Below are 13,973 nucleotides of genomic sequence, written 5' to 3'. Positions count from 1 at the left end.
TGGGCGCAACTTTGCCCGGTCAGGGGCAGGGCTGGTCCGTCCAGTCATCGGTGTTGCCCCGCCAACAGCGTTGACGATGGCCAAAGGCGACAAGCTGCCAGCCTCCATCAGCGCGGAGGAACTCGAACCGGCGTTGAAGGGCACGGGTAGAATCGTCGGCCAGACCGTCCTCCGTGACCTCGATAACCAGCCGCCCGTCCGTGATCCCTGCGGTCAGGTCCAACCGGGGCAGGCCCTCGCCTTCACCCGGAAACCCAAGGACCAGGTCCTGGACAAGGGACATCGGCATGTCCGTCACCTGCGCCGATGGCACACGGAAATCGGAGTAGCCGGGCAGGATCTGGACCTCCTCGGCGACGAGGGGCGACGCAAGGAGGCAGGTGATCAGGGCGGGACGCAACATGGGCAGAAACCTTTCGGGCCGGACAGGGTGATCCTGTCCGGCCCGGGCATCCCTGTCGAGACGGGATTTATTACAGCGAGGCGTCCAGCGCGGCAACGATGGCGTCGCCCATCTGGCTGGTCGAAACCGGATCGACGCCTTCTTCGCCCAGCAGGTCCGCGGTGCGCGCACCGTCGGCCAGCACTTTTTCCACGGCCTGTTCCAGGCGGGTGGCCTCGTCGCCAAGGTCAAAGCTGTAGCGCAGCGCCATCGCGAACGACAGGATGCAGGCAATCGGGTTCGCCTTGCCCTGGCCCGCAATGTCGGGCGCCGAGCCGTGCACCGGCTCATACAGAGCCTTGGGACGGCCATTCGCCATCGGCGCGCCAAGGCTGGCCGAGGGCAACATGCCAAGGCTGCCGGTCAGCATGGCAGCGGCATCGGACAGCAAGTCGCCGAACAGGTTGTCGGTCACGATGACGTCGAACTGCTTGGGCCAGCGGCACAGCTGCATGGCGCCCGCATCGGCGTACATGTGGCTCAACTCGACCTCGGGGTAATCCTTGCCGACCTCGGTCACCACCTCGCGCCAGAGCACGCCGGATTCCATGACGTTGGCCTTTTCCATCGAGCACAGCTTCTTGTCGCGCTTCATGGCCAGTTCGAACGCAGAGCGCGCCACGCGGTCGATCTCCGACTCGGTGTAGCGTTGGGTGTTGATGCCCACGCGCTCGTTGCCTTCTTCGATGATGCCGCGCGGCTCGCCGAAATAGATGCCCGAGGTCAGCTCGCGCACGATCATGATGTCCAGGCCGGCGACCACATCCTTTTTCAGCGACGAGAAATCCGCCAACGCGTCAAAGCACTGGGCCGGGCGCAGGTTGGCATAGAGGTCCATTTCCTTGCGCAGGCGCAAAAGGCCACGCTCGGGCTTCACGCTGAAATCCAGCACGTCGTATTTCGGGCCGCCGACGGCGCCCAGAAGGACCGCGTCCACCTCTTGCGCCTTGGCCATCGTGTCATCGTGCAGCGGTGTGCCGTGCGCGTCGTAGGCCGCGCCGCCCACCAGGTCCTCGGACACATCAAAGGCCAGGTCGCGCTTTGCGCCGTACCAGTCGATGACCTTGCGGACCTCGGCCATGACCTCGGGGCCGATGCCGTCGCCCGGCAGGATGAGAAGCGAAGGGTTGGACATGGTCGGGCTCTCCTATTCGTGACGTCAGGCCCCTAGCGCGCGGGGGCAGTCTGGTCAATATCACCCCGCCTGTCGCGGCCCACATGGGCCGACAGCCCTTCGGCCAGCGCCTCCCAGACGCGGCGAATCCGCGGCGTGTTCCGGACCGCCTCATGCGCCGCCAGCCAGAGCGGCAGCGTCGGCAGCGGGATCTGTGGCAGCACCCGCTCCACCAGCGGTTCGGCATCGCCGATGTTGCGTTGCGCAAAGCCGATGCCGCAGCCTGCCTTTATCAACTCCCAATAGACGGGGTGATGATCGGTGCGGGTGGCGAACCAGTCCCGCTGTGCCTCCACGCCCATCTCGCGCATGCCGCGCAGGATCAGGTCAGAGCGGTCATACCCGACCAGGTCATGGTTCAGGAACGCCTCGAAAGTCTCCGGCCGCCCCCGGCGCGCGATGTAGGATTTCGCCCCGTAGAGCCCCAATTCCAGTTCGCCCAGGTGACGCGTGACGATGTCCAGCTGTTCGCTGCGATACATCCGCACGGCGATATCGGCCTCACGGTACAACAAGTTCTCAGACCGGTCCGTGGGCACCAGGTCGATACTGATCTCCGGTTCTTCCTCGCGCAGTTTCGCAAGAATTGGCGGCAGGTGGTATTGCGCGGTAAAGACGCTGGCTGTGACGCGCACGGGGCCTGAGAGCGTCTCTGCCCGGCCCGCGGCGGCCAAGCTCAGCCCCCGCATGCCCTCGGCCATGCGCTGCGCGTGGGGCAGCAGGTCGGCGCCCGCCTCGCTGAGCGCCAGTCCGCGCGACTGGCGGCGGAACAGCTCCAACCCCAGTGTGGTCTCGATCTGGCGGACCTGCCGTCCGGCGGTCGGTTGCGAGATTCCCAGACGCCGCGCCGCCTCTGACAGTGATCCGGTTTCGGCCACGGTCAGGAAGGTCTGGACCAGCGACCAGTCAAGCTTGGTGACGATTGTATCCATTCATTCATGAATACATGAGCTGCGCATTCTGGCAATTCCTCGAATCTGATGAATGGGGCACACTTGGGGGCACGTGAGATGGAGGATGGTCAGATGACGGGCAACGTGCTGATCCTGGGCGGCAGCGGGCGGTTCGGACGCAACGCGGCAGAGGCCTTCTGGAACGCGGGTTGGCGGGTTGTGCTGCTCGACCGCGAACAGGACGACCTGGCGCAAGCGGCACAGGGGATGGATATCATCGTGAACGGCTGGAACCCGGCCTACACGGACTGGGCCACGCAGATACCACGTCTGACTGAACAGGTGATCGCGGCGGCGCGCACCTCTGGCGCGACGGTTATCCTGCCCGGCAACGTCTATGTCTTCGGCAAGGAGGCGCCGGAGGGGTTTGGGCCCGAAGTCGCCCACGCGGCCCGGAACCCCCTTGGCCGCGTGCGGATCGAGATGGAGCAGACCTACCGCGATGCGGGTATCCCCGTGATCCTTTTGCGGGCCGGAGATTTCCTGGATACCGCGGCCTCCGGCAACTGGTTCGACCTGCAGATGGCGCCCTCGCTAAAGAAGGGCGTGCTGACCTATCCCGGCGACCCGGATGTGCCGCATGCCTGGGCCTTCCTGCCCGACATGGCGCGCGCTGCGGTCGCCCTGGCGGAACGGAGCGAGATACTGCCGCGATTCACGGAGGTGAACTTTCCCGGCTACACGCTGACCGGGCAGGACATGGCCAGGCAGATCGGCGAGATCCTGGGACGCGGGGTGAGGGTCAAGCGCATGGCCTGGTGGCCCCTCCGCCTGGCCGCGCCGGTCTGGCCCTTGGGGGCGAAACTGGTCGAGATGCGCTACCTCTGGGACAAGCCGCATCGCCTGACACATGAAAGTTTCGACGCGCTCCTGCCGGACTTTCGGGAAACCCCGGTGGACGAGGCACTGGCCGCCGCCGTGGCGCCAGTGCTCAAGGCAGGGTCAGATCGACCCAGACGAGACCATGCGGCCCAAGATCCGGCGACGGCGGCGTGACGCCGCTGTCGCCGACAGACAGCGCCCGGTCTGGCAAGACATAACTCACCCGCATCGGCCCCGTGCTGTCCCAGGTCACGGTCTCCGCACCGGGCATTGGATCCTGCAGGCGCCCATGTTCCAGCACCCGGCGCGCGGCGTCATGCAGCCCGTTGCCGCGTGCGGGATCAAGATTGAGATTGCCGATCATGACGACGGGCGTATCGGGCGAATGACCGAGCTTGCCGTCAAGGACATGAGTCCAAAGCAGAACCTCATCCCGATTGCGGCGCCCGTTGCGATCCTCGGGGCCGTCGAAAACCGGCGGTGTGACCGCAAGCGTCAGCAGCGTCAGCCCCCCGCCCGGCGTTGCCACGCGCAATGCCCAATGCGCGGAACTGGAAAGGCGCTGCACATCGTGTGCCGGGTCGTCAGGGGCAATCGCGCTGTCCGGCACGTCCTTCCACAACAGCGCGGAATGATCGACCCACAGGTCCACCGGATAGCGCGACAGCAGCGCCATACCGCCCTGCCCCGCGAACCAGCCAAAGCCCTGCGCATCGCGCGGACCGCCACGATAGCCGTCCCCGTCGATGTCCAGCCCGGTCGCCATTCCGGTATTGGGCCGCAAGGCAAAGAGATACGGATAGTGCAGGCCCTGGTCAGCCAGAAGGCTGTTCAGCTTTCCCAACGCGACCAGACCGGCGTCATAGTCGATGTCGGTCAACAGCAGAACGTCCGGCCCGACCGAGACGATCGGCCCGAGGTCCGGCGGCGCCTTTTCCAGGTCGGCCAGCATCAGCCCCGGCCCCTTGCGGCTGAAATCACCGTGCCAGGTGGCCAGGCGCACCGGGTCGGCACAGGCCGCCCAGGCCACGAGAACGTAGCTGAGAAAGAGGATCAGACCGCCTGCAGGTCCGCCTGCGCGTAGGCGCGGCGGCGCTTTTCCTCGATCAGGTCGGCAATGCGCATCAGCGCCACCCCCCTCATGATCAAGCTTGCCGGCAGAAAGGCCCATGCGCTCATCGTCCAGATCAGTGTTTGCGGTTCGGCCCAGGACAAGGACGTCGCATGAACCCCGGCGGCCTTCAGCAGCGCCGGAATCAAGAATGGCAGCAGGAACCCTAAGGCTACGTTAACGTGGCTGTCCCGGCGCAGGCGCCGCAGGATGTCACCACCTGCGGTAGGGTCGTAGAGCGGCAGGTTGATCCAGAAATTGAAGGCACCCCGCCCCAGCGGCCAATCCAGGATCCGCACCAGCGCCACGAACAGCAGGATCGTGACAAGGGAAATGACATAGGCCAGGCCTGCCAGCGGACGGATCTCTTCGACCATCGCCTCTCCGGGTACGGCCAGCAGCATCAGGTGCACGGGCGAAAAGGAGAAATCCATCGCCTCACCGATCATGCGGCCAAAACCGATCAGACCGTCCGTTAGGGGGGTCGGCAACACCGCGCCCCGGCAAATCAACGTCAACAGGATCACGGTCAGCGCAAGCGAGAAGAAACGGATGCGGTTGAACGGCGGGGCCGAACGGAACTCGATCAGCGAGGGCGCGTCGGCAAGATATTCGACAAGGGTCAGGATGGCGGCAACAAGGCCGATCAGGGCGATCATCTGGGTGGTCTCGGCACGGGTTCCCGGCATCAGCAGCGCAGGAGTCGCCACAAGCAATGCAACAAGGAATGCCCGCGCCCCGGCGGCCACCATTCGCGTGATCACAGTTCTGCCCTTTCGTTCCGGACGGGAGCGATACGATGCCGCGCCCTTGTTCCATCCCGAGCCCGCACTTTACGGCGGGTTGCCTCAATCTTGCCCAAGTTTTGCCCCTTTTGCCCAGATCGCTCAAGCATTCAAGGGAGGCTTGCTCAGATTCATGGCCCTTTCGGGGAGGTACTGGTGCGGGATTGCATCAATTCCAAGGCACGAAAAAGGCGCGTGAAGAACGCACCGCAATATCTTGGGGGAAAAGAAAAATCCGCCACAAGAGGACTGCCCGAAAATCGGGCCATCCGTTAACCCGGCATTAGCGAGTGTGGCGATCACCGCCCCTGGCGGCGCCGGAAACACCCCCGCCGCGAGCCGCGGCGGGGGCGAGTCTCATTGGATCAGACCCAGGGGCGCGCCTGTGCGGCCTGCGCCTCGAAGGCATCAATGGCCGGCGCCTTTTCCATCGACAGGCCGATGTCATCGAGGCCTTCGAGCAGGCAGTGCTTCTTGAACGGGTCGATTTCAAAGCTGAAGCTCTCGCCGTCCGAGGTGGTGACGGTCTGCGCCTCGAGGTCGACGATCATCCGCGCGTTGGAGCCTTTTTCGGCGTCCTTCATCAGCACGTCCACCGCCTCTTGCGGCAGCTTGATCGGCAACAGCCCGTTCTTGAAGCAGTTGTTGTAGAAGATGTCGGCAAAGGAGGTCGAGATGATCGCCTTGATGCCGAAGTCCTTCAACGCCCAAGGCGCGTGTTCCCGCGACGAGCCGCACCCGAAGTTGTCGCCCGCCACCAGGATCTCGGTCTCGCGATACTGCGGCTGGTTCAGCACGAAATCGGAAATCTCGTTGCCCTGCCGATCATAGCGCATCTCGTCGAAGAGGTTCACGCCCAGGCCGGACCGCTTGATGGTCTTCAGAAAGACCTTGGGGATGATCATGTCGGTGTCGATGTTGACCAGCGGCATGGGCGCCGCGATCCCGGTGAGTTTTTCGAACTTGTCCATCGGTCAGACTCCTCAGGCGTTTTCGGTCATCAGCGCGCGTACGTCGGTCAAGTGACCGGTCAGCGCGGCAGCAGCGGCCATCGCGGGCGACACGAGGTGCGTCCGCCCCTTGTAACCCTGGCGGCCCTCGAAGTTGCGGTTCGAGGTGGAGGCACAGCGCTCACCCTCGGACAGCTGGTCGGGGTTCATGGCAAGGCACATGGAACAGCCCGCAAGGCGCCATTCGAAACCGGCCTCCTTGAAGATATCGGCCAGGCCTTCTTCCTCGGCCTGGGCGCGGACAAGGCCGGACCCGGGAACGATCATGGCGCGCATGCCGTCCTTGACCTTTTTGCCTTTCACGACCTCGGCGACGGCGCGCAGGTCCTCGATCCGGCCATTGGTGCAGGAACCGATGAACACGGTGTCGATCTGGATGTCGGTCAGCGGCGTGCCGGGCTGGAGACCCATGTAGTCGAGCGACCGCTGAGCCGCGGCGACCTTGCCGCCCTTGAAGCTGTCGGGCGCGGGCACGACCGCCGAAATCGGCAGCGCGTCCTCGGGCGAGGTGCCCCAGGTCACGGTGGGTTCGATCGACTCGCCCGGGATGGTCAGCACCTTGTCCCAATGCGCGTCATCGTCCGAATAGAGCGTCTTCCACCAGTTGAGCGCGGCCTCCCACTGGGCGCCCTTCGGCGCGTGGGGGCGGCCCTTGACGTAGTCAAAGGTGGTCTCGTCCGGCGCGATCAGGCCGGCGCGGGCACCTCCCTCGATGGCCATGTTGCAGATCGTCATCCGGCCTTCCATCGAGAGGTTGCGGATCGCTTCACCGCAATACTCGATGACATAGCCGGTGCCGCCGGCGGTGCCGGTTTCGGCGATGATGCGCAGCACGATGTCCTTGGCGGTCACGCCCGGCGCCAGCTTGCCGGTGATCTCGACCTTCATGTTCTTGGACTTGGACTGAATCAGCGTCTGGGTAGCGAGGACGTGTTCGACCTCGGAGGTGCCGATACCATGCGCCAGCGCGCCGAATGCGCCATGCGTGGCGGTGTGGCTGTCGCCGCAGACCACGGTCATGCCCGGCAGGGTCCAGCCCTGTTCGGGGCCGACGATGTGCACGATGCCCTGGCGGATGTCCGACACCGGGTAATAGTGGATGCCGAATTCCTTGGCGTTGGTGTCCAGCGCGGCCACCTGGATGCGGCTGTCCTCGGGCATCTGGTCGGGGTTGTCGCGGCCCTCGGTGGTGGGCACGTTGTGATCCGGGACGGCGATGGTCTTGTCCGGCGCGCGCACGGTGCGGCCCGCCATGCGCAGCCCTTCGAAGGCCTGCGGGCTGGTCACCTCGTGGACGAGGTGGCGGTCGATGTAGATGAGGCTGGTGCCGTCTGCGTCCTCGTGGACGAGATGGGCATCCCAGATCTTGTCATAAAGCGTCTTGGGGGACATTGGTCCTCTCCCGTTGATTGGCGAATGGCGTGTCGGAAGGGTGGCGCGGGCACGCGCCGGGGATCAGGCGCGCGCCTGTAGCCGGGCCAGCACGGTGTGCGTGGCGCCGTAGAAACGTTCGCGCAGGCGCGCGCGGTCTGTCCTGTCGACATGGGGTTTCATGACCCCGCCTGATACAGCCTCGCAAAGATTCCCGCAAGAGAGCGCCGACGCTCGTCGGGACCGCTCTCAATGGGCAGAGCAGGTGCGCCCTCAGGCCACCTGGCCGGGCGCCAGACGGCGCCGCAGCGCCTCGGGCACCTGCCGGGCCGAGGAGATGCGCGGCAGGGACATTTCCGGGATGGCACGGTCCTCACCGTAAAGCGCAGTATACTCGGCATGGTTCGCAAAGGCGCGACGGCCGATGTAGTCGATAAAGGTCTCTGCCGGGGCGCCTTCGGCCAGGATGACCGCGTGTTCCTCGGTCTCGACATGGTAGAGCGTATAGCCCTCGCCCAGGTCCGACAGCGGCACCCAAGTGATACCCGCGCCATTCACCAGTGCGCCCGCGTCGATCAGCATCCCGTCGATCAGCAGGGCATGATCCGCCGTCAATACCAGATCCCGTTCCGGACAGCCGCCGCCCAACGCCCCGGCGCGGACACGCACGGGCATCAGGCGCTCGGCCGGGCCGAACCGGGTCGAAACCCGCTGAACCCCGATCCATTTCACCCGCACCACCTCGCCGCCGTGCGAGAGGATCTCTGATCCAATGTGCAGGTCCTCGACCGCCACGCGGCCTGTGGGCGTCGAAATCCCCGTACCTGTCAGGAAACAGGCGGGCATGTTCTCGTTCAGCACGTCGCTGGGATCGATGGAGTTCGGGAATTCGGAATAGGGTACGTTCGCCTCGGTCGAGCCGAGCAGGTAGCCGAACTGGTCCTGGATAAAGTAGAAGTCGCGCCCGCCAAAGGTTACCTTGCCCAGGTAGGTTGCGTCACTGGCGGAGTAGTCGGGGTTGATGACCTCTCCCTGTTCGACTTCCTCGTCGATCGGGCCACCCTGTTCCTCGTAGATCGAAGAGCCGTAGACCGGGTTGTTGATCGTGTCGCCCTGCTTGTTCCAGCCAGACGGCACGCCGCCGATGGTAAACTGGCTGTAGTAAGTAGCGGACAGAACGGTGAACTGACCCATGAATGCTCTTCCTCTCCAATCAATGACCCGCCGTGAAACACGGCTCTCCCGGGTTTGACCGACCCTGTCAGCTTATCCGCAAACTGGCAATGAAAAGCGCCGACGGCGAGGATTTGCCGGGCACGGACCCATGACCGTCCCGGGCCGTGGACAAACTGACGCGGCCCCCTTGTGGCATCTCCGGATCTGGCCCATTTTCCGGCGGTTCGCGGGGAAATCCGCGCAAGACTTCCGAAAATCTTGATCCGAGTGACGGGGCAATGCGTACCCGTTACATGAGGAAATGAGGCATCCGATGCGCAGTGCATTGAACATCGTCAACCTTGGCTTGATCGCCGTGCTGATCGTGGCGGCGTTCAGCGTGCAGGCCCGCGTGGAATCAAGCGGGATCACCCCGCTGACCGTGCTGGTGGAATGATGCCGGGACACCGGTCGCCCTGTCGGGCGGACCGGCCTCACGGGTGCCAAAGCCGCGCCGCCTCAAGGGGCGGCGTCATTCGTTAGCAGACATTGACAGGCGATCAGGTCGCGTCCGCCCAGAGGTCGGTCGAAAGGTATTTCAGACCACTGTCGCACAGTACTATCCCCACCGTGCGGCCCCTTTCCGGCCCGCGCAAAAGGTCTGCCGCCGCTGCAAGGTTCGCGCCCGACGAATAGCCGGCGAACAGCCCCTCTGTCCGCGCCAGCAGGCGGGCGTGGTCCCGCGCCTGCTCGCCGCTGACGGTCAGGGTTCCCGACAGCGGCGCGTCACGCAGATGCACCAGGTCCGCCATGCCATAGCCGCCGCCCTGTATCGGGTGGTCCGGATGCCTGGTATCCCCGCCGCCGATGGCCTCGGCGCCCCGGGGTTCGACAGCGTAACAGCGCACGCCCTTGGGGGCGAGAAACCGTGCCGTGCCCGCCAGCGTCCCGCCGGACCCCACGAAATCCGCAAAGACCTCGATCGTGCCGCCGGACTGCTGCCATAGTTCCGGCCCTGTGCCGGTTTCATGCGCCGCGGGGTTGCCCGAATGGCCGAACTGGTCAGCCCGAAAGGCGCCGCGGTCTCGCGTGATGCGCTGAGTTGCCTCTTCGACCAGCGCCAGGTCCGCACCGGACACCTGCCCCGGAACACCCCCCGGCGCCTGGTCGACCAGCACCACCTCGGCGCCCAACGCCGCCATCATGCGCGCCCGTTCGACCGAATTGCCCCGGCTCATCACCGCGATGAACGGATGCCCGAGAATGCCGCAGACGATGGCCAGCCCGGTGCCCATGTTGCCCGAGGTCAGCTCGACCACCGGCTGCCCGGGTTGCAACACGCCGCTTTCGCGCGCCGCCTGAATGATGGCGCGGGCCGCCCGGTCCTTCTTGGAAAACCCCGGCAACAAGAAATCGGGCTTGGCCAGGATACGCCCCTCGACCCCCAGCGCCGCGCAGGCACGGGTGAGGTCGATCAGCGGCGTGTTCCCGATGGCGTCAATGGCAGAAGTGAGGATCATGGCCGGAAGCTGCGCCGCCCTCCTCGGCAAGTCAAGCAATCCAGAGGGTTGCGCGGTTCCCGCTTTGCAATACTCTTTGAAGTTCCCGAGACCCGCGCCGACGGAAGGTGACATGGACCCACAGGAGACGCTGCCGCTGGACCCCGAGGCACTGATCGGCCTCTGGGAATTCCTGCTGGCCGAAGGCGAGTTGCTGTGGCGACAGGCCATGCGGCCCTGGACCACCTACCAGATCGGCATCATCCTCGCCGTCTTTCTATTCGCATGGGGACTGCGCGCCCTGATCCGGCCGCGCTATTCCGACTGGCTTCGCAGCCGCGAGAACTGGCCGAAATGGCGGTTGCGGATCGGGCTGATCGTGCAGCGGCGGATGCGGATGATCCTGTTCGTGGCGATGATCTGGGTCGCCTACCTGGTGATGAAGGAACTGACCTGGTCCTACCGCTCGCTCTTGTTGCGGGTGGTGGCGAACCTTTCGACCGCCTGGCTGTTCATCGCCTTCGCGACCCGGCTGATCGCGAACCCTGCACTTGGCGTGGTGGTGCGCTACGGCGCCTGGACATGGGCCACGCTGTCGATCCTCGGCTGGACCGACGAGGCGGAAAACACGCTGGAATCCATCGCGATCACGATGGGGGAGACGCGGCTGTCGATGTGGCTGATCATCAAGGCCGTGGTGATCATGGCGGTGCTCTTGGCGATGGCCCGGCTGATGGCAGGCGCCTCGGCAGCCTCGATCCGGCGCAACACGGCGATCAGCCCATCGATGCAGGTGCTGGCGGTCAAGGTCCTGCAGGTAATCCTGTTTGGCTCGGCCTTCTTCATCGCGCTGAAATCGGTGGGGGTGGATCTGACCGGCCTGGCGGTGCTGTCGGGCGCCATCGGCGTGGGCCTCGGCTTTGGCCTGCAAAAGGTTGTGTCGAACCTCGTCTCCGGGATCATCATCCTGCTCGACAAGTCGATCAAGCCCGGCGACGTCATCAGCCTGGGCGAGACCTTTGGCTGGATCGAGTCCCTGGGCGCACGCTATGTCAGCGTGGTCACGCGCGATGGCCGGGAATATCTGATCCCGAACGAGGATCTGATCACCGGGCAAGTGGTGAACTGGTCGCATTCCAACGACTTCGTGCGGCTCGACATCCACTTTGGCACCTCCTACCAGGACGATCCGCACGAGGTGCGGCGCATCGCCATCGCCGCTGCGCAAAGCGTGAACCGGGTGCTCAGCCACAAGCCCCCGGTCTGCCACATCATCGGCTTCGGCGATTCCTCGGTGGACTATGTCCTGCGCTTCTGGATCACCGACCCCACGGGCGGGCTGACGAACATCCGGGGCAACGTGTACCTCGCCCTCTGGGACGCCTTCCAGGCCAACGACATCTCGATCCCCTTCCCGCAACGCGAGGTGCGGGTGCTGAAGGATGCAGATCCAGCCGCGCCCGTCATGGACTGACGGACGCGGCCACGGAGTGCTTCAGCCGATCACCTCGCCGATCAGCATCTGCGGCTGGCAATCGGTGAATTTCGGGATGTCATCCAACAGCGGCTGCGCCTTGGCCATTCCCTCTTTCAAGGCGGCCCCGTCCTTGAAGACCAGCGTCGCGATGGCATGAAAGCCCGGCGGCGTATCGGGACCGCCGGACAGCCCCTTGGTGGCAATGGCGGTCTTCATGTAAGGACCCCAGATCTCGGCCACCATCTTGAGATGCGTGTTGACGTAGTAGTCATAGTCGAAATGGGTGCCTTCCGTCGCCGGATAGAGCACCTGAACGCTGCTGGACATAACACTTCCTCCCTGTTGTCCGTCCGGTTTACCACAGGTGGCGTGCCGTTACGTCTCAATTTGCAAACCCGTCCCGAGGGCTGACAAACCCATGTCGCGCGCGCATAGTCGCCCCAGATCCAGGAGGGGACCATGAGCGAAGATATCGTCATCCTGAGCGGTGCGCGCACCGCCATCGGAACGTTCGGCGGCAGCCTTGCAGGCACGCCGCCCATTGACCTCGGGACAGCGGCGGCAAAGGCCGCGCTGGAACGCGCGGGCGTCGAGGGCGGGCAGATCGGACACGTCGTGTTCGGCCATGTCATCAACACCGAACCGCGCGACATGTACCTCAGCCGCGTGGCGGCGATGCAGGCGGGCATTCCCGACAGCACCCCGGCGATGAACGTCAACCGGCTCTGCGGGTCCGGCGCGCAGGCCATCGTTTCTGCGGTGCAGTCGCTGATGCTGGGCGATGCGGACTTCGCGCTGGCCGGCGGAGCCGAGGCGATGTCGCGCTCTCCCTTCGCGATCACCGATCAGCGCTGGGGCGCCAAGATGGGCGACGTCAAGACGCTGGACATGATGCTGGGCGCGCTGAACTGCCCCTTCGGCACCGGCCACATGGGCGTGACAGCCGAAAACGTTGCCTCGGAGCATGACATTTCCCGCGAGGCGCAGGACGCCTTTGCGCTGGAAAGCCAGGAACGCGCCGCCAAAGCCATCGCCGAAGGACGGTTCGCCGAGCAGATCGTGCCGGTGCAGGTGCGCAAGAAGCGCGACATGGTGGATTTCGACACCGATGAACACCCCAAGGCCACCACGCTGGAGGCGCTTTCCGGCCTGCGCGCGGTCTTCCAGAAAGACGGAAGCGTGACGGCTGGCAATGCCAGCGGCATCAACGACGGCGCGGCGGCGCTGGTGCTGGCGCGTGCCTCGGCGGCCGAAGGCGCCGGCCTTAAACCGCGCGCCCGCGTGCTGGGCTATGCCCATGCCGGTGTGCGCCCCGAGGTCATGGGCATCGGCCCGGTTCCCGCGGTGATGTCCCTGCTCGAGCGTACGGGCCTAGGCGTTGCCGACTTCGACGTGATCGAATCGAACGAGGCCTTTGCCGCGCAGGCCCTGGCGGTGAACAAGGAACTGGGCCTCGACCCGGCGAAGGTGAACCCAAACGGCGGCGCCATCGCCCTTGGCCACCCGGTCGGCGCAACGGGAGCGATCCTCACGGTCAAGGCGCTTTACGAGCTGGAACGCACCGGCGGATCCAAGGCGCTGATCACTATGTGCATCGGCGGCGGCCAGGGCATCGCCTTGGCGATAGAGCGGATCTGACACCGGCCAACGGAGACAAGAGCGAGGGGCCAGCCCCTCGCGCTCCCCGAGGTATTTTTCAAACCAAAGAAGCAGGTGGCGCGGCGCTCAGGCCACCGCGTGGGCAAGGGCGCATTGCTTCCACAATACGGTGAGGGCCTCGACCAGGTGGTCGATGTCGGCGTCCGAATGCAGCGGCCCCGGGGTAAAGCGCAGGCGCTCGGTGCCCTTGGGCACGGTTGGATAGTTGATCGGCTGCACGTAGATCCCCCAGTCGCGCATCAGGATGTCCGCCAGCATCCGGCATTTCACCGGGTCCTTGATCATCACCGGGATGATGTGGCTGTCATTGGCCAGGTGCGGGATGCCCTGCCGGTCCAGCGCCGCGCGCAGGCGCGCTACCTGCCGGCGTTGCTGCCGGCGCTCGGCGTCGGAAACCTTCAGATGCGCGATCGAGGCCTGGGCCGCGGCCGCCACCGCCGGCGGCAGCGCGGTGGTGAAGATGAACCCCGAGGCAAAGCTGCGGATGAAATCGCAGAGCGCCCGCGAGCCCGAGA

At 65.2% G+C, this 13,973-nt stretch carries 15 protein-coding genes; 4 read left to right on the top strand and 11 right to left on the bottom strand.

Going from position 1 to position 13,973, the window contains the following annotated elements; genetic code table 11:
* Positions 1-19: 19 nt before the first annotated feature.
* The 3 genes from G9Q80_RS05695 to G9Q80_RS05685 form a co-directional block, all read right to left on the bottom strand.
* On the bottom strand, positions 20-403 hold the full coding sequence (locus G9Q80_RS05695; protein ID WP_043143862.1) for a hypothetical protein: 384 nt from the start codon (positions 401-403) through the stop codon (positions 20-22).
* 70 nt (positions 404-473) lie between these two features.
* Positions 474-1,577 (bottom strand): 3-isopropylmalate dehydrogenase, encoded by a 1,104-nt coding sequence (leuB, locus tag G9Q80_RS05690; protein ID WP_043143865.1) that lies wholly within the window; start codon positions 1,575-1,577, stop codon positions 474-476.
* A gap of 32 nt (positions 1,578-1,609) precedes the next feature.
* Positions 1,610-2,548, bottom strand: a complete 939-nt coding sequence (locus tag G9Q80_RS05685) for a LysR family transcriptional regulator (protein ID WP_088716795.1) — start codon at positions 2,546-2,548, stop codon at positions 1,610-1,612.
* A 78-nt stretch (positions 2,549-2,626) separates the two neighbouring features.
* Here G9Q80_RS05685 and G9Q80_RS05680 point away from each other — a divergent pair, with 78 nt between their 5' ends.
* Positions 2,627-3,565 carry a Rossmann-fold NAD(P)-binding domain-containing protein gene (locus tag G9Q80_RS05680; protein ID WP_246870488.1) on the top strand — a complete coding sequence of 313 codons (939 nt, stop codon included), beginning with the start codon at positions 2,627-2,629 and terminating at the stop codon, positions 3,563-3,565.
* Here G9Q80_RS05680 and G9Q80_RS05675 read toward each other — a convergent pair.
* From G9Q80_RS05675 to G9Q80_RS05655, 5 genes are all read right to left on the bottom strand, one after another.
* Positions 3,501-4,421 carry an endonuclease/exonuclease/phosphatase family protein gene (locus tag G9Q80_RS05675; protein WP_088716796.1) on the bottom strand — a complete coding sequence of 307 codons (921 nt, stop codon included), beginning with the start codon at positions 4,419-4,421 and terminating at the stop codon, positions 3,501-3,503. The two genes, G9Q80_RS05680 and G9Q80_RS05675, sit on opposite strands and share 65 nt — an antisense overlap.
* Before the next feature lie 23 nt (positions 4,422-4,444).
* Entirely contained in the window at positions 4,445-5,254 is an 810-nt protein-coding gene (locus tag G9Q80_RS05670) for a hypothetical protein (RefSeq protein WP_069211259.1), read from the bottom strand.
* Positions 5,255-5,652: 398 nt separating this feature from the next.
* A complete protein-coding gene (gene leuD / locus G9Q80_RS05665; RefSeq protein ID WP_043143873.1) occupies positions 5,653-6,258 on the bottom strand; it encodes a 3-isopropylmalate dehydratase small subunit in 606 nt (201 codons plus the stop codon).
* Between the two features lie 12 nt (positions 6,259-6,270).
* Entirely contained in the window at positions 6,271-7,689 is a 1,419-nt protein-coding gene (gene leuC, locus G9Q80_RS05660) for a 3-isopropylmalate dehydratase large subunit (RefSeq protein ID WP_069211258.1), read from the bottom strand.
* A gap of 252 nt (positions 7,690-7,941) precedes the next feature.
* Positions 7,942-8,862, bottom strand: coding sequence for a Hint domain-containing protein (locus G9Q80_RS05655; RefSeq protein ID WP_088716797.1), 921 nt, complete (start codon positions 8,860-8,862; stop codon positions 7,942-7,944).
* A 295-nt stretch (positions 8,863-9,157) separates the two neighbouring features.
* On the opposite strand from G9Q80_RS05655, the gene G9Q80_RS28395 reads away from it, so the two are divergent.
* Positions 9,158-9,280 (top strand): hypothetical protein, encoded by a 123-nt coding sequence (locus G9Q80_RS28395; protein WP_263281699.1) that lies wholly within the window; start codon positions 9,158-9,160, stop codon positions 9,278-9,280.
* Between the two features lie 103 nt (positions 9,281-9,383).
* On the opposite strand, the gene G9Q80_RS05650 is transcribed toward G9Q80_RS28395, so the two are convergent.
* A complete protein-coding gene (locus tag G9Q80_RS05650; protein ID WP_088716798.1) occupies positions 9,384-10,343 on the bottom strand; it encodes a PLP-dependent cysteine synthase family protein in 960 nt (319 codons plus the stop codon).
* A gap of 112 nt (positions 10,344-10,455) precedes the next feature.
* Here G9Q80_RS05650 and G9Q80_RS05645 point away from each other — a divergent pair, with 112 nt between their 5' ends.
* Positions 10,456-11,796 carry a mechanosensitive ion channel family protein gene (locus G9Q80_RS05645; RefSeq protein ID WP_088716799.1) on the top strand — a complete coding sequence of 447 codons (1,341 nt, stop codon included), beginning with the start codon at positions 10,456-10,458 and terminating at the stop codon, positions 11,794-11,796.
* A 21-nt stretch (positions 11,797-11,817) separates the two neighbouring features.
* Here the strand turns inward: G9Q80_RS05645 and G9Q80_RS05640 are convergent, their stop codons facing one another.
* Entirely contained in the window at positions 11,818-12,126 is a 309-nt protein-coding gene (locus G9Q80_RS05640) for an EthD family reductase (RefSeq protein WP_043143882.1), read from the bottom strand.
* Positions 12,127-12,258: 132 nt separating this feature from the next.
* On the opposite strand from G9Q80_RS05640, the gene G9Q80_RS05635 reads away from it, so the two are divergent.
* The gene (locus tag G9Q80_RS05635; RefSeq protein WP_088716800.1) at positions 12,259-13,437 is read left to right on the top strand and encodes an acetyl-CoA C-acyltransferase family protein; all 1,179 of its coding nucleotides are present in this window, start codon (positions 12,259-12,261) and stop codon (positions 13,435-13,437) included.
* A gap of 87 nt (positions 13,438-13,524) precedes the next feature.
* Here G9Q80_RS05635 and G9Q80_RS05630 read toward each other — a convergent pair.
* On the bottom strand, positions 13,525-13,973 hold a 449-nt coding region (locus G9Q80_RS05630; protein WP_168246434.1), incomplete at its 5' end, for an aminotransferase class I/II-fold pyridoxal phosphate-dependent enzyme.

The sequence above is a fragment of the Mameliella sp. LZ-28 genome (assembly GCF_012274245.1).
Lineage (GTDB): Bacteria > Pseudomonadota > Alphaproteobacteria > Rhodobacterales > Rhodobacteraceae > Antarctobacter > Antarctobacter albus.
Note: the sequence above shows the minus strand (reverse complement) of the source record. Positions and strands in the feature narration are given on the sequence as shown.

Excerpts from the sequence above, each read along its gene's own strand:
- G9Q80_RS05645 (WP_088716799.1), top strand. The coding sequence starts at position 10,456 with ATGGACCCACAGGAGACGCTGCCGCTGGACCCCGAGGCACTGATCGGC.
- G9Q80_RS05695 (WP_043143862.1), bottom strand. The coding sequence starts at position 403 with ATGTTGCGTCCCGCCCTGATCACCTGCCTCCTTGCGTCGCCCCTCGTC.
- G9Q80_RS05670 (WP_069211259.1), bottom strand. The coding sequence starts at position 5,254 with ATGGTGGCCGCCGGGGCGCGGGCATTCCTTGTTGCATTGCTTGTGGCG.
- G9Q80_RS28395 (WP_263281699.1), top strand. The coding sequence starts at position 9,158 with ATGCGCAGTGCATTGAACATCGTCAACCTTGGCTTGATCGCCGTGCTG.
- leuD (WP_043143873.1), bottom strand. The coding sequence starts at position 6,258 with ATGGACAAGTTCGAAAAACTCACCGGGATCGCGGCGCCCATGCCGCTG.
- G9Q80_RS05635 (WP_088716800.1), top strand. The coding sequence starts at position 12,259 with ATGAGCGAAGATATCGTCATCCTGAGCGGTGCGCGCACCGCCATCGGA.
- leuC (WP_069211258.1), bottom strand. The coding sequence starts at position 7,689 with ATGTCCCCCAAGACGCTTTATGACAAGATCTGGGATGCCCATCTCGTC.
- G9Q80_RS05640 (WP_043143882.1), bottom strand. The coding sequence starts at position 12,126 with ATGTCCAGCAGCGTTCAGGTGCTCTATCCGGCGACGGAAGGCACCCAT.
- G9Q80_RS05680 (WP_246870488.1), top strand. The coding sequence starts at position 2,627 with ATGGAGGATGGTCAGATGACGGGCAACGTGCTGATCCTGGGCGGCAGC.
- G9Q80_RS05650 (WP_088716798.1), bottom strand. The coding sequence starts at position 10,343 with ATGATCCTCACTTCTGCCATTGACGCCATCGGGAACACGCCGCTGATC.
- G9Q80_RS05685 (WP_088716795.1), bottom strand. The coding sequence starts at position 2,548 with ATGGATACAATCGTCACCAAGCTTGACTGGTCGCTGGTCCAGACCTTC.
- G9Q80_RS05655 (WP_088716797.1), bottom strand. The coding sequence starts at position 8,862 with ATGGGTCAGTTCACCGTTCTGTCCGCTACTTACTACAGCCAGTTTACC.
- leuB (WP_043143865.1), bottom strand. The coding sequence starts at position 1,577 with ATGTCCAACCCTTCGCTTCTCATCCTGCCGGGCGACGGCATCGGCCCC.